Raw genomic sequence first — 18,925 nt, forward strand, 5'->3', positions numbered from 1 at the left:
GGATCAGTTCGAGGGGGTGATCTGGCGGTTCCGCACCAGCAGCCAGTGGCGGGAGATGCCCGGCGAGTTCGGCCCGTGGCCGACTGTCTACGGCCGCTTTAGGGTGTGGAGGGACGCCGGCGTCTTCACCGCACTGCTCGAAGGCCTGATCGCCGAGGCCGCCCGCCAGGGACAGACGGACTTATCCCTGGTCAGCGTGGACTCCACCACGGCCCGCGCCCACCACGACGCAGCCGGGATGCGCATCGGCAAGGAGGTCCTGGACGCCCTTGAAGAGGCCGCCATCGAGCAGGAGCGGGCCCGGCAAAAGGGGGCGGCCCGCCAGAACAGAACGGACAGCGCGGCAGTGACGACCCCGGTCAGCAAGAGCGGCGGCACATCAGGCGCCAGCGCAAGCTCCGCTTGAGCCAGGCCCTGCTCGGCAGATCCCGCGGTGGGCTGACGAGCAAGATTCATCTCGCCGCAGACCGCAAGTGCCGTCCCTTGTCCCTCGTCCTGACCTCAGGACAGGCCGCCGACAGCCCGCAGTTCGTCCCCGTGTTGCAGAAGGTGCGCATCCGTCTTCCCGTCGGCCGGCCCCGGACCCGGCCCGGCGCCGTCGCCGCGGACAAGGCCTATTCCTCCCGCGCTAACCGCTCCTACCTACGGAAACGTAACATCAAGGCAGTTATCCCGGAGAAGAAGGACCAGGTCGCCAACCGGAAGAAAAAGGGCAGCCGGGGCGGTCGCCCCACACGCCACGACGCCGATCTCTACAAAGAACGGAACACCGTCGAGCGCCTGATCAACAAGCTGAAGGCCTGGCGGGGCATCGCGACTCGACACGACAAGACACCCGAGAGCTACCTTGCCGGCCTCCACCTCCGTGCCTCGATGATCTGGATCAACGACCTCCTGAAGGCAACTGGTTGATCACAACATCACACAGGCCCTAGGGCCTGTTTCGAAAGTGCTGGTCACAGCGACTCGTTGATGGCTGCAACCAGCGCAGTCGCTTCGTAGCGGACGGCGAGTTTGTCGTATCTCGTGGCTACCGCGCGATGGCGCTTGAGGCGGTTGATGCCGCACTCCACCGCGTGGCGTTCGCGGTAGTCGGCCGTGTCGAACTTCGACGGCCGGCCCCGTGCTTGCCCTTGCGGGCGGCGGCGTCGAGCCCTTCCAGGGTCGACTCGCGGATGTTCTCCCGCTCGGTCTCCGCCACCGCCGCGAAGAATGCGGACAGCAGCTTGCCGTGCCCGCTGGGGTCGTACATTGCGCGAGGGGGCCGGCGAGCATCTCCAGCACCAGGCCGTGGGCGGACAGGTGGTCGGCGAGCGCGGTGAGTGCGGCGGCGTCGCGGCTGAGCCGCTTTATCTCGTGCACTGTGAGGATGACCCGCCAGTCGGACTGTGGCCATCACTCCCTACGGGCGTACGCGGATGACTGTCTTCCCGCTGCGTCGCGTGGTCGGGTTAAGGGCGCCAATGGCATCATCGAGGCTCGCGACGTCACCGATGTTTGTCCGCAGCCGTCCGTCCCGCACCCGCTGCACGATCTCACCCAGTTCGGCACGGTCGGCCTCGACAACGAAGTCCACCGCCAGGCCGTCAGCGGGCCGCGCCTCGACCGGGCCGACGATGGACACCAGCGTTCCTCCGGCCCTGATCAGGGCGGCGGACCGCTTCTGAACGTCGCCACCGATGACATCGAAGACCAGATCGACGCCGCCGACGTCTTTCAGCGCGTCGTTCTTGAGGTCGACGAACTCATGCGCGCCGAAGTCGAGTGCCTTCGCACGGTCGGCGGCGCGTCCGGTGCCGATGACATAAGCGCCGGCCTCACGTGCGAGCTGGGTCACCATCGTCCCGACTGCCCCGGCTGCGCCATGGGCGAGGACGGTCTGGCCGGCCTGAAGGCGGCCGTGCTGGAACAGCCCCTGCCACGCGGTCAGTCCTGAGATGGGCAGGGACGCGCCTACCGTGAAGTCGACGTCGCCGGGCAGCGGTGCGAGGTTGCGTGCTTCGATCGCCACGTACTCCGCCAGAGTGCCGTCGCGGTACCAGTCGGCGAGGCCGAACACCCGCTGCCCGACCGACAGCCCCGTCGTGCCGTAGCCGAGGGCGGTGACCACTCCGGCCAGCTCGTGGCCGGGGATCGACGGTGTCTTGTCACGGCCGGCGCGATCGGTCCAGGTCGATGGCCACTCCATCTCAGTCGGGACGAAGCCCGATGCATGAATCTGAACGATGACGTCGTTGACCGCTGCGGCCGGCTCAGGCCGCTCCGTCAGCGTCATCCCGGCCGTTCCCGCGGCCTGGTCGGTTACCACAATGGCTCTCATGGAGATTGTCCACTTCCTTGTATGTGTTGTGGGTTTTGGTTTCCGGGTGGGTGTTTAGATGAAGGTGAACAGCTGGTCGGCTTCGAATCGCGAGATCGGGTTGGTGTACACCCTCTCCGGGTCGGGGTAGCCGAGGGTGAGCAGCGGCTCGCCGGCCGGGGCACGGTCCGCGTCCACACCGGTATCGGCTGGGACACCCGCTCGGACGTGTACCAGGACCGGCGGAACTATGTGTGGAACAACCATGGCGACACCGCGATCCTGCACAATGACCGCGGGCGCGTCGTCGACGCGTTCTCCTGGGGCTACCACCGTCACTGACCCCACCCCCGAGTCATCGGCTGGCCTCATCCCGCCCAGCAGGGTCTCGGGTGCTGCAGCACCTTGGTCGGCTGTCACATGCTCTGCGGCCCAGCCGGCCGGTACCGTCTGCGCCCGGTTCTCCCGGGAGTGGCCTCCCGCCCGGCCCGCGACGAGACGCTCGCGGCGAGGACAGGAACTGACGGGACGGGGCGTCGGCAGCCGTGAACGCCGTAGGGCCGGCCGGGGGCGCATCCTGGTCGGTCCCACGGCTTGGGCCGCATGCCGGTCGCGGGCAGCTGCTCGATCCGCTCCGGCCTTCACGGCCGGCATCGCCTGTGATCAGTCCAGGAGGCCGAGGGCGATGGTCCAGGTGAAGCGCACGTCGGTGGACCCTTTCGAAGATCACGACCAGGTCGTCACCTTCGTAGCGATGCGCGATCACGACGCGTCCGGAGATCGGCATGCCGTCACTCGCCAGGACCGTAAGGCAGATCATCACGAACTTCGGCCCTCTGGTAGCGGGGCGGGAGCCTGCACAGGGCTGCGGGGTGCGTCTCTCGAAGAGCTGGGCCCGGTACGAGACCGTTGAACCGCCGGGTTTGGCAGAGAACGCGGGATGGGGTGGCCGACGGTGCGACCGCCGGCCACCCCATGGTCCGGTGTTACTCCGTGGCGATCGGACCGAGGTACTCCAGGGTCCAGGTCTCCTGGAACTCGGGCTTGGGTGTGGTGAGTTCGATCTGGGCGCCGCGGTGGCCGGCGCGCAGGCTGAGGCCCTTTTCCGAAAGGATCTTGATTCCGCCGATGACCGGTTCGAAGGTGAACTTGGCCCATTCGGTGCGTGGCACGCTGTTGACCCAGAGCTTGTCCTCGGTGACGACGAGGCCTGCGGCGGGGTGGTAGGCGAGGTGGATCACGTACGGTGACTCGGGTTCGGGCTCTTGCCCGGCCTCTGGGTAGTCGATGACCCACTCCTGCTCGATCGGGAGCGGGTTGAAGCGGTCGGTGATGACCGGGGCACCGTACTTGACGGCGTACTCGGTGGCGGTCACCAGGCTGGTCGGGCCGATGATGTGGGCGTGGATCTTGTACTTGCCGGGCTTGACCGGGACTGAAGTCATGGGGGCGGGACTTCCTCTCTCACGGAGGGCGTCGGGGGATGGTCGGGCGCTACCAGAGAGATCTCCCACCTCGAGGCACAGTCGGCTACCGCAAGAGGGCCAGATGCGGCTAAACGGGTGAAAGCGTGGACTGTTCGGGCATGGTTCGGACGTCGCGCTGGGGCCTTGCGGCTGGTGAGGAACAGCGGGACGCGTGTGCGGCCTGCGATCAGGCGGGGCAGGAGCCGGGCGGTGCCGGACTGCCAGTGGATCCACTCGGTTGCCCCGCCCTTGGCGGTGATCCTGCCGCGCTTGTCCTGCGGGTACAGGTCGTCCGCGTTCAGGCACAGCACCTCGTCAGCTCGGGCCGCTGATTCGTAGAGGAGCTTCCGGAAGGTCTTCTCCCGCAGCGCCGGGTCCAGCCGCCGCATCGGCCCCCACGCGCGCCTGACCCCGTTCTAGTGTCGCTGTCATGACATCGCGTCCGCTGCTCCACCGGCGCTGGCCGACCCTTGCCGAGTCGCTGCCCCATCTGCCGCTGGGAGACGGCCCGACGCCGGTCCGTCCGCTGACCGGGCTCGGACTCCGACACCCCGTGTGGTTGAAGGACGACAGCAGCTACGGCAGGGGTGGCTGGGGCGGAAACAAGGTCCGCAAGCTGGAGTGGCTGCTGCCCGAGGCCCGCCGCCGGGCCCGGACAATCCTCACCGTCGGCGGCCTCGGCACCAACTGGGGCCTGGCGGCCGCGCTGTACGCCCGTGAGTACGGCCTCGACGTGGCCATCGGTCTGATCGACCATCCGGTGGACGACCACGTCCGGGCCCAGCTCGACCGCCTGCGTGCCTCCGGCGCCACCTTGCATTTCCTGCACACCCGGACCCGGCTGGTCCTCGCCGCACCGTGCCTGTTCGCCCGCCACACGCACGGGCTCACCCTCCCGCACTACCTCCCCGCCGGGGGTTCCTCTCCGCTCGGCGCACTCGGGTCCGTCGAGTGCGCGCTCGAACTGGCCGAGCAGGTCGCCGACGGGCTCCTGCCCGAACCAGCCTGGATCGTCACCCCGGTCGGATCCGGCGGAACCGCGGCCGGTCTCGCCCTGGGTTTCCGGCTCGCCGGTCTGCGCACCCGTGTCCTCGGCGTCATCGTCAACGACACCCTCCGACTCGACAACACCCCACCCTCACCCGGCTCGCCGCGAGGTCCCTGGCGCTCCTCCGCTCACGCGGCGCCGACCTGCGAGCGGTGGCCGCCCCCGGCCCCCACGAGATTGTCACGGAGTACCGCTGGCTCGGCCCGGGCTACGCCCATCCCACCCCGCAGGGGCGCGCCGCGCTCGACCGGGCAGGCTCCGAGGACGGGCTGGAACTCGAGAACACCTACACCGCCAAGGCTCTCGCCGCCTTGCTCGACCTCGACGCGGCCGGCCGCTTCGGCCCAGAGCCCGTGGTGTTCCTCAACACCTTCGGCCCGCGGTAGCCGCGGTGGCCGTCCGGAAGGCCGCGTCCTCATCGAATGGCAGCCGCCATCGCGCCGTTGCCGAGCTCCGGGAGGTGCCTCCCGTTCTCGTGAACATCGACTCTTCCGGTCGGCGGGTGCCACCCGGAGCCCTGAACAACTGCTGCCGTACTCACCGATAAAGCCACACCACGCTCCGTGGCTCGGCCGCCGTGCAGTCGGGCAGCCTCATGGGGCACTCAACTCTGCGACGAAACAAGGAAGTTTGGAAAGTCTTGACCGGGCAGAGGTAAATATCGCGCAGGTCGTTTCTTGTTCACTCAACGGATCTACCCGCATAGAGCGTGGCGATGGTGTCATGCCGTCAGCCGTCCGGCACCCCCACTGTCCGGGCCGACTTTGCGGGAGAACCACATGCGTCGCGTCACCGCCACCCTCAGCGCCCTGGCCCTCGGGACCGCGGGCCTGATCGCAGCCTAGGCCGGCACCGCCCAGGCCTCGACCTGCTCGCACGCCTACCTGCCGCTGCCGGATTCCTCCTGCACACCAGGCTCCTACAACCCGGACGTCACCCAGTCGAACATCCACAGCACGATCTGCGTCTCCGGCTGGACCGCCACCGTGCGCCCCCCGACCTCCTACACCGACCCCCTCAAGGCCCAGGGCATCATCGACTACGGCTACTCGGACACGAACATGGCCGACTACGAGGAAGACCACCTGTGGCCCGAGCGCTACTCCGGTTCCCAGGCCGCGCACTCCAAGGACGGAGTGGAGACGAAGCTGAAGAACGCCGTCTGCGCCGGCACCGTCACCCTGTCCGCCGCCCGCAGCGCTATCAGGAACAACTGGACCACGGCCCTGCAGGTCACCGGAATCGGCTAGGACCTGTCCGGCCGATCACGTGACAGAGGCAGATGGAGACGGCTCTCTTGCCTGTTTGCTGAGGGGTTACAGAGGCGCCAACTCCACCCTGCCTGTAAATCGGCCACCCACTTGATCGGCGAGCCAATGGACGCGGGCGATCTGGTCGCCGTTCCGGTTCCGGACGTGCACGTGGACGGTGTGGTCCTGCGACGGCTCGTCCTGGTAGAGGTCCCGGGAATTCACTGTCAGCGTGAGGTACGCGTACTTCTGCGAGATCTCCTCCAGTCCCGCTTCGGGAACCGCAGGCCACGCGTCCAGATCCCACCGAACAGCCGCGGAATCTGGCCCCAGAGCGGCGATGAAGGGCTCGGCTCGGTCCAGCGGACGCCCCCAGTCGAACACTCGGATCGGCAGGCAGTCTGCAGGGTTGTCGCCGACCTCCGACGAACCGTGATCCTTGCCTGCCGACGCCCACCATTCGAGGTCGGGCAGTACGTGACGTACTTGCGCCAGGACCTCCGGCGACCTGATCACGGCTTCGAAGTCGACCTCTGCCTGACCGATGTCTGCCATGCCCAGCAAGGTACGCACCGCACGTATCGCTTCAGACAGGTCGGCGGTTGTGAGGACAGCAGCCGCAGCAGAGTTACTCATCCCGGAACCATAAGACGGCCCTCACAGACCGGCCCGAGCGGGTTCTGACCTGCCTCGCATTTGTCAGGACCGGAGCCATACTGCAAGGGACGCTGCGGTGACGGTGCCGAGGAAGACGTAACCGCGCCTGTCGTACCGCGTGGCCACCGCTCGGGACTGCTTGAGTCGGTAGCTGGCGCCGGACCGCGACACGGGCGCCCCCAACCGTGGGCCACCCCGACCCGGGGCGGCGCACCTCTTCGTGTGCGGGAACGCGAACGCGCACGTCGTCCTCCCCGGCAGGCTGGCCGCTCAGTTGGCCCACGCCATGGAATCACCACCTCACACCGCCACGGATCCATGGCTGATTGCCACCGAAGACGGATCGGAGCACACTCGTCGTTACGGCTCTTGGTGCGGGGGGACGCATGAACGGCGCCAAGTTGGGGCTTGCTGGGTTTGGTGCGATCGGCCTGGCTGCCGGTGGTGGTCATGCTCTGGTGTAGGGCAACGAGGGCGGATGGCCCTGGCTCCTGACAGGCCTGGTCGTCGGCGTGCTGGCGGCGGTCAGGATGCCGCGCGTCATACGGCGGATCGCTGCGCTAGAAGGTGTGCGGGATCACTCCGCGGCCTGCGGTGGGGCGGCGGCTGCGCCTCGGCAGGCTTCGACGGCACTGCGGTGGGGCACTTGGTGCCTTGGCGCGACCACCCTGCTCTGGGCGATGGTGACTTTGCTGCTGGCGGCCACGCTTCCGCACTACGCGCGCTCCGGTTCCGGAGCCTTCGGCCTGGTGACCGCCCAGGTAGCCTTCGCAGGAGCTGTCACAGTGGCGACCGCTGTTGCCTTCCGTCGGATACTTCGTGGCATCTTGGCTGCCGCCGATTGGGGCTCCGGCTCCGCCGGGATCCTGGCTGGCCTGGCCGCTCTGTACGTGAGACAGGCATGGAGCACCGGGAACGGCATTCAAACGGTGATCGGACTCGGCGTCACAGCTGCCGCCGGCGCTCTGACTCTTGTGCTGCACCGGGTGAAGCGCACGGCTCCCGGCGCTCGTGGAAGCGCGGATGACGGGAGCGTCTGAAGGGGAGTGCGGCCATGCGCAGGAGTGGTTGGCCTTGTGAGGGCCGGCCGGCGACCGGGATGCGCGCCCTCTGCCGGCGGATGACTCTGGAAGTATGAAGGCAACGTGCTCCGGGGTTGTCCAGGTCGGGTTGGTCGCGATGCCGGTCAGGTTGTATGCGGCCACTCAGGAGCACCCCGTGTGCCTTCACGAGGTCCATCTCGCCTACCACGCGCCCGTCTGCCAGGGCAAAGCCCCTGCCTAACTGTTCGTAGGAGATCTCCTGCTGCTCGGCCCTGGTCGAGGATGGCGGTAAGGCGCAGTGTTCACTTCTGCTGTGCCGGAGGGGGCACGCGCCGTGTCGGTGACGACATCGTCGGTACCCAAGGGACTGGCCCACATCAGTCGGGTACGGCAAGCCAGCAGCAGTATTCCGGATCCTGCCGAGGCAGTGCTGACGACAACGGCGTAGTGGTTCGCCCCCGTCAGACGCAGCGTGTCCCGTGACGCGGCACGCAGCAACTCGTCTCCCGCGAACATCGAGCGGCCAGCCCCGCACGACTCGTCCGGCGCCGAGGGCCTCGACCTCGGCCGCTGAGTGCGTGTGCCTGGTCCGGGCCCTATTCCCCCCGGCGTGCCGGCGGACAACCACAAGCAACGCGGACGATTCAGCTGGCCGGGCCGGGGATCGACGCCGGGCGGTCAGGCCAGGGCCGCGGCGATGGCGGAAGTCCAGGCGGTGGTGGCGCGGCGGGCCAGGCGGCTTGTGGGGGCATAGCCCTCGAAGAGGTGGAAGGCGCCTGGGACGAGGTGGAGTTCGGTGTGGACGCCGGCGGCGATCAGGCGCTGGGCGTAGGCGAGGGCCTCGTCGCGCAGGGCGTCGGCCTGGCAGACCTCCAGGTATGCGGGCGGGAGACCGGTGAGGTCCTCGGCGCGGGCGGGGGCGGCGTAAGGGTCGGCGTCGGCGGAGGCCAGATAGGGCTTCCACATGCCACGGACGACCCGGCCGTCGACGATCCGGTTGTCGACGCACTCGTCGACCGAGGGCAGGGCGCAGCGGTCGTCGAGGGCGGGCACGAGCAGGAGTTGGAACGCGAGGGCCGGGCCGCCGCGGTCGCGGGCGGCGAGAGCGACGGCCGCCGCGAGCGCGCCACCCGCGGAGCGGCCGGCGACGGCGAGGCGCGCGGGGTCCACGCCGAGACGGTCGGCGTTCTCTGCCGTCCAGCAGAGGGCCGCGTAGCAGTCGTCGAAGGCGGCGGGGTACGGGTGTTCGGGGGCCAGCCGGTACTCGACGGAGACCACGACCACCCCGGCGGCGAGGCAGATGTCGCGGCAGTTGCCGTCGCCCGTGTCGAGGTCGCCGGAGATGAAGGCGCCGCCGTGGAAGTAGAGGACGCCGGGGCGTGGGTCGGGCGGCACGTCGGCCGGACGGTAGATCCGCACGGTGAGCCCGCCGTCCGGGCCCGGGATGACGGTGTGACTGACGGCGATGCGCGGGTCGTCCGCCGGGGGCTTCGCGGCAAGCAGCGAGCGCAGGTAAGCCCGGGTGGCGACCGGGTCCGCCAGCGGGTCGATGGCGGGGACCCCGTCCAGGACGCCGGCTATCTCGGGATGCAGGTGCATCGCACCCTCCACAGTCTCATTGATACGGTCGCAGCGAGAGGACGGTAATGGTCTCAGTGATACGGTGTCAATCGAGTGAAGGAGGAGAGGAGAGGCACGGTGGCGAAGGAGCTGACTCCGTCACAGCTCGTCGTGCTCGGCCTGATCGCCCGGCACGGGCCGATGACGCCCTACGACCTGAAGGCCAGGGTCGAGGGTTCCGTGGCGTACTACTGGCCGATCCCGCACGCCCAGCTCTATCGCGACCCGCCCCGGCTGGCCGAGCTGGGCCTGCTGCGCGAGGAGGCCGAGGAGCACGGGCGCCGGCGCCGGGTGTTCCACCTCACCGACGCCGGCCACCGAGCCGTGCAGGAGTGGCTCGCGGACCCCGCGACGCCCGAGCCGGAGACCCGGAACCCTGCCCTGCTCAAGCTGACCTTCGCCGACCTGGGCGCACCGGACCAGGTCGCGTCGCTGGCGGCGGCCCAGGCGGCACAGCACCGGCGGTGGCGGGACACCTACCGGGACCTCCGCGCCCGCCTCGACCCCGCTGCCCCGGACACTCTGGCCCGGGCGCGGCTGATCACGCTCGGCATCGCGCACGAGCAGAGCTACGTCGCGTTCTGGGAGGCGCTGGCCGCCGATCCGGACGGGACGGGTGAACCACCGTCATCACCAACTCCACCTGGCGGGCGGTGAGCCATGTACGGCCGGGCCTCGTTCCGCCTCCTCTGTACCCGGATCCTGCTTCGATCATGACCCGGGCATTCACGGAGTCGCGGCCAGAACCAATTGCGTGACCGCTGATTACTACTTCACGGTCATCGTGACTCCGACCTGAGCGGCGCTGGGTCCGGCCGCGTGGAGCCCGAAGGCGGGCTGAAGCTGGTTCTTGGTGGCCTTCGGCCCGGTCGGGCTGCCGATACGGACCTGACCGGTACGGATGGCCTCCGCGGCGCTGATCTTCGGCTCCGCCGGAGGCTTGCTCGGGGCGAAGGTGTTCGCCGTGATCCATTCGTTCCCGGACGGGTACCAGCCGCCCTGCCAGACGCCGTTGACGAGTCCCAACGAGCCGGTGTTGTTGGCGTACCACTTGTTGGCGCCGCAGGTCGCCGCGATGTTGACGGCGTACAGCCGCATCTCGTAGCGGGCGGTCGAGTTGGTGTACCAGCCCGTTTGGTAGCACTCGATCCAGGTCGACGTGTTGAAGTGGTACCACAGCGGCATGGAGTTGGTCGCGAGCGTGTTGGCGCCGGCGTAGGACTGCGTGCCGCAGGCGTTGTTCCAGATACTGGTCTTGCTCGTGACCGTGCCGCCGTTCGCGGGCGTGATCTCCGAGTAGTCCGCCACGCAGGTGCCGGCCCCGGAGTCGTAGACCCACACGTACTGCCACGCGGCGGCGGCATCGCCAGTGAACCCGAGGGTCAGGAGGGCTGCCGAGGCAGCGGCCGTCAGGCTGCGTGCGATGGTGCGTCTTGCATTCAAGATCATCTCCCGTTCCTCGCAGGACCGCAGCGCGCTTCATGCGCACTGCGGACAACCGGGTTCGGCCCGCGCGCCGCCCCCGCTCCTCCCGCCGCCGAGCAAAGTCCAATGGGCCGAGACCCGGTCTCTCCCCAGCGCCGTACTCATATCGTGGTGCTCCGCAAGTCCATGAAGTTGGCCGCCAGCGCACGACGAGTGCGCATTCAGCGCGGAGACTGTGCCGCCGTTGTCTCGTTCCGGAACCTGCTCACCCGGGCCTCCGGAACCTCCGTCGTCCACGAGACCGTCTACGAGGACCGGTTCGGCTACGCCGAGCAGCTCGGCACCGCGCTTCCTCACCCCCGACCCACTCTTCGAAGCCGGCGACCCCAACCAGATGGGCGGCCGTCGACGACGCTACCGCTCTTGCCTTCCAGGCGGCGCTCGCTGAGCACTGGGCGACCGCGACCGCGACCGCGGAACGCATGGCCAGGACTCCGGGCGAGCCCGGTGTGCGGCTGCGCTGCTGTCTGGATGTGCGGCAGAAACTCACTGACATGGTTTCGCCGGGCCGCAGAGGCGGCCATGGCCCGGCAAGGCTCATGGCGAGGTATCACGGTCCTCTTCGCCGAACTACGGCTCATCATGGACGCTGACGTCCAATACGGGTGCGGTGCGGCCGGGCGGGGTGCCGCCACCGTCGGGCGCTGTCACGGGCGATGTCCACGGCGACGTCCATCACGACGTCGGACTGTCCTGCCCTTGTCGTGACAGCGACCGTTGGTGGTTTGCCTCTGGCGGGGGCTGTGGTCAGTGGCCGCCGCTGGGGGGCTCGCAGTCGGTGCCGTCGGGGTAGCCGCCGAAGGCGTCTGCTTTGGTGGAGTCACTGCTCATCGTGCCTTCCACACACCAGGGAGAGACGCCGATGTCGATGAGGAAGCCGACCCCGGCGGTCCCGTCCTGGTACGCCTGCACCTTCTGGGCCGAGTAGCCGAGGCCGGTGAGCGCGGTGCGGACGCTGTCCGGGGAGAAGTCGCCGCGTCGGCGCAGCGGTTCGAGTGCGTTCTTGACGCGTGTGACGGCGGTGAGTCCGGCGCAGCGGTTCTGGCCGTGGAGCGGGATAGGGACTCGGAAGCCGTGGTTTTCGGCGTAGTGGTCGGTCGGCGGCACGGTTGAGCTGGGGGTGGTGGCGGCCGTGGGCGCCGTCGGCTTGGGGCTCTCACCGGGGCAGGGGAAGTCCGCGGGTGTACTCGGCGCCGATATGCCGGTCGGCGTTGGATGCGAACGCCGGTACGCGCCGGCGTTATCCCCTGCCCGCTGCGTTCCGCACCCCGCCGCCAGCAGGACCGTCACCGCCAACGGCAGCATCCCGAGCCGGGTTCTCGTCTTCCTTGGCGTCGTCATCCCCCGATCCTTCCCCGCGGCTCGGTGAGTGTCATGAGTACTTCTACTCATCGGGCCACAACACTCCAGTCACCCTTCGGTGTCACACATGTCGGTCCCGCCGTGCCCACCACGCTCCGTGGCCCGGCCGCCGCGCCGTCAGGCAGACTCATGACATGGGGCACCCAACTCTGCGACGAAGCACGGAAGTTCGGAAAGCCTTGACCGGGCAGAGGTAAATATCGCGCAGGTCGTTTCTCGTTCACACAACGGATCTACCCGCATAGAGCGGGTGGTGGTGTCATGCCGTCAGCCGCCCGGCGCCCTCGGCTGCCGGAGGGCGTGGCAGGAATCGAGCGGTTGCACGCGATGATCGGTGCCGAGCTCGGTGAGGACAGCAAGGCCGAGGTGGTGATCGGGATCGAGACCGATCGGGGCCCGTGGGTGCAGGCGCTGATCGCCGCCGGCTACACGGTGTACGCGGTCAACCCGCTGCAGGCCTCCGATATCGGGAGCGTCTGGCTGTCGGGGGCCAAGAGCGACGCGGCCGACGCGCACATGCTCGCTGACAATGTGCGCACCGACTCCCACCAGCTCCGTCCGGTCTCCGGGGACACCGCCGGTGCCGAAGCGGTCAAGGTGGTGACGCGCATTCACAAGACGCTTATCTGGGAACGGACCCGCACCACGCAGCGGCTCCGGCACGCCCTGCTCGACTACTTCCCCGCCGCCCTGGAGGCGTTCGAGGGCCAGGACGCCCCTGACGTCCTGGAGCTGCTGGCCAAGGAGCCTGATCCGGAGGCCGCGGCAAAGCTGACAACCACGCAGATCAGCGCGGCCTCAAGCGCGCCCGCCGGCGCAACATTGCCGATAAGGCCACCCGGATCCAGGCCATACTGCGCGCCAAGCACTTGGGCCAGCCCGCCGCTGTGACTGCGGCCTACGCCGACTCGGTACGCGCTCTTGTCGCGCTGCTGGTCCTTGAACGAGCAGGTCACCCCGGCGGGACGTCTTGGGGTACGTGCCGCACCGAATGGGACGCAGTGCCCCTGGGCAACTGCTGCTGAGACTGCTTCTGGAGCTGGGGCCTCACGTCGTCCCCCTGCCCGGCTCGGGCGACGTGGCGCATATGCCACGAGAGTCCCCGCGCTCAGCGCGAGGGCCTGAATGAGCGCCGCGGAGACGACGCACAGGATGCCACCGAACCAGACCGGGCTGCGCAGGAGATGCCGGACGAGACCGAGCCGGGCCGCGGAGTCGGGCACTTCCAGAGTCGCTCGCCGTTGCAGCACGGTTCCCACCGCGTTGCTGCTGGCGGCCACTACGGCGAACACCACCGCCGGAGTCATGTCAGTCCCACCACTTCCACGTTGTGCTGCTTCAGTGGACGCACGGCTCTGCCGGCGAGCAGAGGGCCGGACGACCCGGTGCGGTCCGTCCGTGCGGACCGCACCGGGTGCGGAGTGATCCGCTTCCCCACGGTTGTGTGGCTCAGCTGGACGCAGGGACGGTCTTCCGCCCGGCGGCGCGGTGTTCGGTGAGCCAGTACAGCAGCGCCAGCAGCGGCAGGGCCGCGCCGAAGATGCTGACCGCGCCCCAGCCGCCGGCGCGGTAGGCGATCGAGTCAAGCTGGGAACCGAGGGCGCCGCCGAGGAAGAAGGTGGCGATGAAGGCCGAGTTGAGGCGGGCCCGGGCGCTGGGGTCGAGCTGGTACGGCGTCACTGCCCGGTCGTTCCAAGGGTTTGGGCGGCCGTCGCGAAGTGGTGCTCCGTCGGCTTCAGCACTTCGTAGAGGTAGCCGAAGTACTCCGTTTCCGCTGTTGCGGTGAGCACCGCCAGCAGGAAGGCGAGGCACCCCATGTCGTGGTGCTCCCACAGGGGGCCGCGCCCCTCGTTGTAGAGCACGGTCCACTCGTCGGGGTGCTGACCGGGCCGCGCCAGCCAGTACAGGAACGCCCCCGTGCCCTCCTCGAATGCCCACGGCAGGACCCTCGCCCCCGCCTCCTGCAGGCCGGCGGGCTTGTCCTCGAACTCCCACAGGTCGGCCAGGATCTCGTCCCGTTCCGCCGTCTGCGCGTGCAGGTCGCAGTCGTCGTAGGCGGAGTCGGGGACGAGCAGCCAGAGCGTCTCGTCGAAGATGCCGTCGCCGTATGTCTCGACGAGCTGCTTGTAGTCGGCGGGCAGAGCCGTACCGAGGGCGCGCTCGGCTTGCGCCCAGTCCACCGCGGGTGGCGGATTGGCGGGCGGCGGACAGAGGCGAACGAGCGCATCGAGGGCGATCATGGAACGGACGCTACCGGCACACCGGCCGGTGCCCGTGTGAGGGTCGGCAGGCCAGGCGAAGATCCGCAGCGAACCCGGCTCAAATATCCGCTCGCCGGGGTGAAGGCACCCCGAGAACCCGTCGTACGGCCTCAACGAGAAGGAGCCGTACGACGTCACACCACGGCCCGAAACCCCCAGAGAATCAGGACCGGATCCGCTACCGGAAGTTGTGCGAGCTGGAGGACCGGTAGGTCTCCCAGGACGAGATCGGCAAGGGTTATGAGCTGACGAAGACGCAGGTCATCCCCATCACGGACGAGGAACTCAACAACCTTCCCCTGCCTACCGCGAAAGCGATCGAGATCGACGCGTTCGTACCGCTGGCGTCGATCGACCCCATCCGTATCGGCGAGGGCTACTACCTGCAGCCCGCCGGGCAGGTCGCGGCTACTGGCAGGGGCGGCCATCAGATGTTGTGCAATGGGATTGAACGGCTGGGCTGCACCCTCGTATCCGTCCAACTCCAGCGTCGACTCCCGGGTGTTCTCCCGCTCCGTCTCGGCTATCGCGGCGAAGAAGCCGAACTGAGAGTGGCTGACCTTTTCAGCGTAAGGTCGGTGCCGTACGTGGGATTGCCGAAGCCCTGGTTCGGGCACCGAGGAGCCGTCGATGCTGGACCAGGATTTGCTGCGCGCCGCGCGCCTGGCTGGTTACGGGACCGTGAGCACTCAGCTTTCCTTGCTGAGCGACCACCGGCTCGGGGAGGTCGTGGCAGCCGCTACCCCGCTCGGGTCGGGCATCGGGGGCAGGTCGGCAGAGCTGGACATCAACGGAACGCGCGTCTTCATCAAGCGGATCCCTCTGACGGACACTGAATTGCGCCCGAAGAACGTGCGGTCGACGGCGAACGTCTTCGAACTGCCGATGTTCTACCAGTACGGGGTGGGCTCGGCCGGGTTCGGTGCCTGGCGGGAGCTTGCCGTGCACGCCATGACCACGAACTGGGTTCTCGGCGACGAGTATGCGGGATTCCCCCTGATGTACCACTGGCGGGTTCTGGCTGACTCCCCTCCCGAAGGATTCACCGACGAGTTCGGGGGTCTGGAGGGGGCCGTCGCGCACTGGGAGGGATCACCTGCCGTTCGTAACCGGCTGGAGGCCATCGGCCAGTCCTCGTACAGCCTGGCGGTCTTCCTGGAGCACGTGCCGCACACACTCACCGGATGGCTGGCCGACCACCGCAAAACCGCCGTGACGGAAGGCAGGGACGGCTCGCCCTTCCGCTGGGTGGAGGAAGCTCTGATGAGCGGAGCCGCCTTCATGAGTTCTCGCGGACTTGTCCACTTCGATGCTCACTTCGACAACATCCTGACCGATGGCCGCCAGCTCTACTTCGCTGACTTCGGACTTGCCCTGAGCTCCCGCTTCGACCTTTCGGCGGACGAGTCCAACTTCCTCGCGGACCACCGGGCGTACGACCGCTGCTACACCGCGAGCCACCTGCTCCAATACCACTTGCTCGACGACGTGCGCGGTGACACGGAACGCGAAGTCTTCCTGCACGACTGGATCGCGGGCCGGCGACCTGGCGACATCCCGCCCGAGATCACGGCCATCATCGACCGGCACGCACGCCCTACCGTCGTCGTGGACGCCTTCTTCCGCCGTCTGTTCACCGAGAGCAAGCAGACGCCGTTCCCGGCCGCGGAGATCGAGCGGCAGTTGGGCGCTGGCGCCACAACCCCGAGCTGATCCACACCCTCGCCTCGGCTGCCACGGTCGCTGCCTATCGACGGGCCTCTCGGTGCACCTTCCCGGGCTCTACGCCCATCCGGCAGTAGCCCGGGTCACCCGGCGCAATCATCCAGATCTTCGCTCCGGTTCCGCCTGGCGACTCTGTGAGCGTTGGGCCACTACGGCCGCGTAGCTTCCCCATTGACCGCCGGTCTTCCAGCGGTCGGCGGAGACGATGCTGATGCCGAGAAGTCGGCTGATCGCAGCCTCGTGCAGGGCTTGGCTGAGGTCATGCAGGGCTGCGTGCTGCGTGGCTCGTCCAGGGATTCCCACCTTCTGCAGGCGGTTCCTGGCCGTCGAGGCGCTGAGGTGCTGCTCAGGATGGCGGCCGGGGAACAGCCAGGGGCTGGAGCCCCGTCCCGACGTTGGAGTGTGGACGACGGGACGCGGCGAGCTGCTCGACCAGTTCGCCGAGCCATCCGGGAAGGTGGAGCGGCTCGCGCCCCAGGAGCAGATGAAACCCTTTCTCGTTGCAGGTGACTTGGTCCATTCGGATCTTCGTGACGGTGGGGGCTGGGCAAAGAGCACGGTCAACAGGCCGGCCACGCGAAGGTCGAGGGCGAGCGTCGTGTCGCTGAGCAGTTTCTTCGCAATGTCGATGCGCTTGTCGTTGTCCAGAGGTGCTGACGGCTCCGTGCGAACTGGCGGCGGGATGTCGAGACCGCAGGCGTGCCGTTGACCGATTGCCCACTTCACGAATGGTCGTGCGTGCTGGTGGACGGACTTGCCGTCCGAAAGCTACAGGTCGATGTCATGCTGGCTGGACTGGCTCAGGCTGGCGCCTTGTTCCCGGAGCCACTGCAGGAGCCGCGCGGCCTCTTTCACCTGCATCCGGACGCCGTCGGTCTGTGACTGAGTGGCCTGATGCCCGCGAAGGCGGCGCCGCAGCCGTGCAACGCGGTCCCATCGGGCGTACGCCCGGACCAGTTTCTGGTCGTCGGTGTCCGCGAGGCTCTCGATGATCTCTTCGAGGGATTGCTCAAGGGCGACCATGCGTTCGTCGCGCTGAGGCAGGGCGCCAGCCGTGACAAGCACGCCGCGCAGGTAGCGCACCGCTCGATTCGCGCCGTACTGATCGAGTGTGACGTGCTCAACCGGGCAGCCGTCTGCGCCGAGTCGGGCCAACACCGCGGCGGCTTTCGTATGGGGTCGCAGCCACCTCAGCACGGCTCCGGGATCGCTGGCGGCGGCAAGAGCGTCGACCACCGCTTCCAGGCCGAGGCGGACCACGCCGTCGGGTCCCGTCACGAGTTCTCGGACACGATGCCGGCAGGCGCAGCGTGGACACAGCTCGTGATGCCAGATGGCCCCGGTCTGTCCGCAGCCAGAGCAGGGGCGATGGGTGATCGGGTCCTTGCCAAAGCAGTTCTGGCAGACGTAGCCATCCGCCGTGCGGACCCGGGCCCGGACAACCTTCCCGCAGGTGCGGCAGGGATGTTTTGCCCTGGAGCAGTTCGTGCAGCGCGGGGTCGCGGTGCCAGCGCCGAAGCAGGGGCGCGGGCGTCCGCACAGAGAGCAGACGGCGACGGGCAGCCGATAGCAGGACGAACACACTGCGCCGTCCGGGGTCCGCCGGCCGACGACACGACGCCTCCGGCAGCGGATGCAGTCCTCGAATTTCCCCGGATCACGCTTGGTGCACGTCCTGCAGACAGGCCCTCCGTCGTGGGTACGTGAGTGCACCTGCCGCTCTTGTCCGCAGCGAGCGCACCGTTCGGCCGGCTTGCGGGCCTCGTGGCATCGACGGCAGATATGGGCCTGCTCCTCACTCCTGCGGATTCAGCCGTCCTGCCGCGCATCCAGCTCGGGCGGAGGGCTGGGTCCATCATCGGCCGATCGGGCCGGGGCGGGGCGGAGCCGCCGTAGTACTCCGAGCCGGGGAGACCCGGCACACGGGGAAGGGCGGCAGCGGTTTCGAGAAGGGAAGGAGGCTGCAATGCCGAAAGACGCACCGCTGAACAGCGGTGCTCCCGAGGCCCCGTTGGGGTCTCACCAGCGGGTATCGGGGATGCAGACCAAGCTTCGCCGTTGCGCGGCGCCGACGTACTGCACCCTCTCGGGGTGAGGCTGTCAGCGGCCAGGACTCAGATCGTGCACATGTCGGACGGGTTCGACTTTCTTGGGTTCCACATCCAGTGGCGCCGCAAGCAAGGCTCGAACAAGTGGTACGTCTACACCTTCATCGCCAAGAGGCCCATCCGGCAGCTGAAGGGCAAGATCCGTGCCCTGACGAACAGAACGTCGCAGCAGGACCCGGGGACCGTGCTGAAGAGGATCAACTCGATTCTGCGCGGCTGGGTCAACTACTTCAAGCACGCGGTATGCAAGACCACGCTGAAAGCCCTGGACCAGTTCGTATGGGACGGGTGACCAGCTGGTGGATGGTGCTGCATCGCTGGAGGTGGAAGGACTTCCGCCGACGCTTCACCGACCGCAACGGCCGGTGGCGCAAGCGCTCGGCGGACGGGATCGAACTGTTCCCCACTCGATCGCGGTCACCCACTACCGATACCGGGGCAACACGATCCCCAACCCCTGGATATCAACCACGCTTGAACGGCATAGACCGTGGAGAGCCCGGTGCGGTGAGAGCCGCACGCCGGGTTCGGCGAGCGGCACGGAGAAACGGACCGGTGGCAACACCGGCACCGCGCTCCGTGCCGACTCAACAGTACGGTC

General features: G+C 68.2%; 18 protein-coding genes and 7 pseudogenes. 11 read left to right on the forward strand and 14 right to left on the reverse strand.

From position 1 onward, the window contains the following. Positions 1 to 912: pseudogene (locus ACWD35_RS41745) on the forward strand (IS5 family transposase); the annotation flags it as partial. Between the two features lie 44 nt (positions 913 to 956). Here ACWD35_RS41745 and ACWD35_RS41750 read toward each other — a convergent pair. The 4 genes and pseudogenes from ACWD35_RS41750 to ACWD35_RS41765 form a co-directional block, all read right to left on the reverse strand. After that, positions 957 to 1,145: pseudogene (locus ACWD35_RS41750) on the reverse strand (IS5 family transposase); the annotation flags it as partial. Positions 1,146 to 1,177: 32 nt separating this feature from the next. Beyond that, positions 1,178 to 1,396, reverse strand: a pseudogene (locus ACWD35_RS41755) (hypothetical protein); the annotation flags it as partial. 6 nt (positions 1,397 to 1,402) lie between these two features. Beyond that, positions 1,403 to 2,320, reverse strand: coding sequence for an NADP-dependent oxidoreductase (locus tag ACWD35_RS41760; RefSeq protein ID WP_451356583.1), 918 nt, complete (start codon positions 2,318 to 2,320; stop codon positions 1,403 to 1,405). 54 nt (positions 2,321 to 2,374) lie between these two features. Continuing rightward, positions 2,375 to 2,497, reverse strand: a complete 123-nt coding sequence (locus ACWD35_RS41765; protein ID WP_451356599.1) for a hypothetical protein — start codon at positions 2,495 to 2,497, stop codon at positions 2,375 to 2,377. Here ACWD35_RS41765 and ACWD35_RS41770 point away from each other — a divergent pair. After that, a pseudogene (locus ACWD35_RS41770) lies at positions 2,465 to 2,641 on the forward strand (lamin tail domain-containing protein); the annotation flags it as partial. The gene ACWD35_RS41765 and the pseudogene ACWD35_RS41770 overlap by 33 nt on opposite strands. Before the next feature lie 644 nt (positions 2,642 to 3,285). Here the strand turns inward: ACWD35_RS41770 and ACWD35_RS41775 are convergent. Continuing rightward, on the reverse strand, positions 3,286 to 3,744 hold the full coding sequence (locus tag ACWD35_RS41775; RefSeq protein WP_451356584.1) for a hypothetical protein: 459 nt from the start codon (positions 3,742 to 3,744) through the stop codon (positions 3,286 to 3,288). A gap of 451 nt (positions 3,745 to 4,195) precedes the next feature. On the opposite strand from ACWD35_RS41775, the pseudogene ACWD35_RS41780 reads away from it, so the two are divergent. The 3 genes and pseudogenes from ACWD35_RS41780 to ACWD35_RS41790 form a co-directional block, all read left to right on the forward strand. Further along, a pseudogene (locus ACWD35_RS41780) lies at positions 4,196 to 4,813 on the forward strand (pyridoxal-phosphate dependent enzyme); the annotation flags it as partial. 152 nt (positions 4,814 to 4,965) lie between these two features. Beyond that, entirely contained in the window at positions 4,966 to 5,199 is a 234-nt protein-coding gene (locus ACWD35_RS41785) for a hypothetical protein (protein WP_451356600.1), read from the forward strand. Between the two features lie 600 nt (positions 5,200 to 5,799). Beyond that, positions 5,800 to 6,063: a hypothetical protein gene (locus tag ACWD35_RS41790; protein ID WP_451356585.1), complete on the forward strand. Its 264-nt coding sequence runs from the start codon at positions 5,800 to 5,802 to the stop codon at positions 6,061 to 6,063. 66 nt (positions 6,064 to 6,129) lie between these two features. Here ACWD35_RS41790 and ACWD35_RS41795 read toward each other — a convergent pair whose 3' ends face one another. The 3 genes and pseudogenes from ACWD35_RS41795 to ACWD35_RS41805 all read right to left on the reverse strand — a co-directional run bounded on the left by ACWD35_RS41795 (position 6,130) and on the right by ACWD35_RS41805 (position 9,362). After that, positions 6,130 to 6,699, reverse strand: a complete 570-nt coding sequence (locus ACWD35_RS41795; RefSeq protein ID WP_451356586.1) for a hypothetical protein — start codon at positions 6,697 to 6,699, stop codon at positions 6,130 to 6,132. Between the two features lie 63 nt (positions 6,700 to 6,762). Beyond that, a pseudogene (locus tag ACWD35_RS41800) lies at positions 6,763 to 6,867 on the reverse strand (IS5/IS1182 family transposase); the annotation flags it as partial. Positions 6,868 to 8,441: 1,574 nt separating this feature from the next. Further along, positions 8,442 to 9,362, reverse strand: a complete 921-nt coding sequence (locus ACWD35_RS41805) for an alpha/beta hydrolase (RefSeq protein ID WP_451356587.1) — start codon at positions 9,360 to 9,362, stop codon at positions 8,442 to 8,444. Between the two features lie 99 nt (positions 9,363 to 9,461). On the opposite strand from ACWD35_RS41805, the gene ACWD35_RS41810 reads away from it, so the two are divergent. Beyond that, positions 9,462 to 10,040 carry a PadR family transcriptional regulator gene (locus ACWD35_RS41810; protein WP_451356588.1) on the forward strand — a complete coding sequence of 193 codons (579 nt, stop codon included), beginning with the start codon at positions 9,462 to 9,464 and terminating at the stop codon, positions 10,038 to 10,040. A gap of 111 nt (positions 10,041 to 10,151) precedes the next feature. On the opposite strand, the gene ACWD35_RS41815 is transcribed toward ACWD35_RS41810, so the two are convergent. Further along, positions 10,152 to 10,832, reverse strand: coding sequence for a hypothetical protein (locus tag ACWD35_RS41815; protein ID WP_451356589.1), 681 nt, complete (start codon positions 10,830 to 10,832; stop codon positions 10,152 to 10,154). A 32-nt stretch (positions 10,833 to 10,864) separates the two neighbouring features. Here ACWD35_RS41815 and ACWD35_RS41820 point away from each other — a divergent pair, with 32 nt between their 5' ends. Further along, complete coding sequence (locus tag ACWD35_RS41820) at positions 10,865 to 11,461, forward strand: DUF6207 family protein (protein WP_451356590.1); 597 nt, start codon at positions 10,865 to 10,867, stop codon at positions 11,459 to 11,461. A 154-nt stretch (positions 11,462 to 11,615) separates the two neighbouring features. On the opposite strand, the gene ACWD35_RS41825 is transcribed toward ACWD35_RS41820, so the two are convergent. Next, positions 11,616 to 12,209, reverse strand: a complete 594-nt coding sequence (locus ACWD35_RS41825) for a hypothetical protein (RefSeq protein ID WP_451356591.1) — start codon at positions 12,207 to 12,209, stop codon at positions 11,616 to 11,618. A gap of 321 nt (positions 12,210 to 12,530) precedes the next feature. On the opposite strand from ACWD35_RS41825, the gene ACWD35_RS41830 reads away from it, so the two are divergent. Beyond that, positions 12,531 to 13,121 (forward strand): IS110 family transposase, encoded by a 591-nt coding sequence (locus ACWD35_RS41830; protein WP_451356592.1) that lies wholly within the window; start codon positions 12,531 to 12,533, stop codon positions 13,119 to 13,121. Between the two features lie 558 nt (positions 13,122 to 13,679). Here ACWD35_RS41830 and ACWD35_RS41835 read toward each other — a convergent pair. Both ACWD35_RS41835 and ACWD35_RS41840 read right to left on the reverse strand, forming a co-directional pair. Further along, positions 13,680 to 13,910: a hypothetical protein gene (locus ACWD35_RS41835; protein ID WP_451356593.1), complete on the reverse strand. Its 231-nt coding sequence runs from the start codon at positions 13,908 to 13,910 to the stop codon at positions 13,680 to 13,682. Then, positions 13,907 to 14,470 carry an SMI1/KNR4 family protein gene (locus ACWD35_RS41840; protein ID WP_451356594.1) on the reverse strand — a complete coding sequence of 188 codons (564 nt, stop codon included), beginning with the start codon at positions 14,468 to 14,470 and terminating at the stop codon, positions 13,907 to 13,909. The genes ACWD35_RS41835 and ACWD35_RS41840 overlap by 4 nt, the downstream gene beginning before the upstream one ends. A 179-nt stretch (positions 14,471 to 14,649) precedes the next feature. Between ACWD35_RS41840 and ACWD35_RS41845 the strand changes: the two are divergent. Both ACWD35_RS41845 and ACWD35_RS41850 read left to right on the forward strand, forming a co-directional pair. Continuing rightward, positions 14,650 to 14,901, forward strand: a pseudogene (locus ACWD35_RS41845) (Ku protein); the annotation flags it as partial. Between the two features lie 220 nt (positions 14,902 to 15,121). Then, a complete protein-coding gene (locus tag ACWD35_RS41850) occupies positions 15,122 to 16,204 on the forward strand; it encodes a protein kinase family protein (protein WP_451356595.1) in 1,083 nt (360 codons plus the stop codon). 108 nt (positions 16,205 to 16,312) lie between these two features. Here ACWD35_RS41850 and ACWD35_RS41855 read toward each other — a convergent pair whose 3' ends face one another. Next, the gene (locus ACWD35_RS41855; protein WP_451356596.1) at positions 16,313 to 16,942 is read right to left on the reverse strand and encodes a hypothetical protein; all 630 of its coding nucleotides are present in this window, start codon (positions 16,940 to 16,942) and stop codon (positions 16,313 to 16,315) included. A gap of 42 nt (positions 16,943 to 16,984) precedes the next feature. Continuing rightward, positions 16,985 to 17,494 carry a hypothetical protein gene (locus tag ACWD35_RS41860; RefSeq protein ID WP_451356597.1) on the reverse strand — a complete coding sequence of 170 codons (510 nt, stop codon included), beginning with the start codon at positions 17,492 to 17,494 and terminating at the stop codon, positions 16,985 to 16,987. Between the two features lie 813 nt (positions 17,495 to 18,307). Between ACWD35_RS41860 and ACWD35_RS41865 the strand changes: the two genes are divergently transcribed. Next, positions 18,308 to 18,616: a group II intron maturase-specific domain-containing protein gene (locus tag ACWD35_RS41865; RefSeq protein ID WP_451356598.1), complete on the forward strand. Its 309-nt coding sequence runs from the start codon at positions 18,308 to 18,310 to the stop codon at positions 18,614 to 18,616. Positions 18,617 to 18,925: the final 309 nt, after the last annotated feature.

The organism is Streptomyces sp. NPDC002671 (assembly GCF_053592475.1).

Coding starts and splice junctions, on each gene's coding strand:
- ACWD35_RS41760 (WP_451356583.1), bottom strand. CDS start 2,320: ATGAGAGCCATTGTGGTAACCGACCAGGCCGCGGGAACGGCCGGGATG.
- ACWD35_RS41775 (WP_451356584.1), bottom strand. CDS start 3,744: ATGACTTCAGTCCCGGTCAAGCCCGGCAAGTACAAGATCCACGCCCAC.
- ACWD35_RS41795 (WP_451356586.1), bottom strand. CDS start 6,699: ATGAGTAACTCTGCTGCGGCTGCTGTCCTCACAACCGCCGACCTGTCT.
- ACWD35_RS41805 (WP_451356587.1), bottom strand. CDS start 9,362: ATGCACCTGCATCCCGAGATAGCCGGCGTCCTGGACGGGGTCCCCGCC.
- ACWD35_RS41815 (WP_451356589.1), bottom strand. CDS start 10,832: ATGATCTTGAATGCAAGACGCACCATCGCACGCAGCCTGACGGCCGCT.
- ACWD35_RS41820 (WP_451356590.1), top strand. CDS start 10,865: ATGCGCACTGCGGACAACCGGGTTCGGCCCGCGCGCCGCCCCCGCTCC.
- ACWD35_RS41825 (WP_451356591.1), bottom strand. CDS start 12,209: ATGACGACGCCAAGGAAGACGAGAACCCGGCTCGGGATGCTGCCGTTG.
- ACWD35_RS41840 (WP_451356594.1), bottom strand. CDS start 14,470: ATGATCGCCCTCGATGCGCTCGTTCGCCTCTGTCCGCCGCCCGCCAAT.
- ACWD35_RS41850 (WP_451356595.1), top strand. CDS start 15,122: ATGCTGGACCAGGATTTGCTGCGCGCCGCGCGCCTGGCTGGTTACGGG.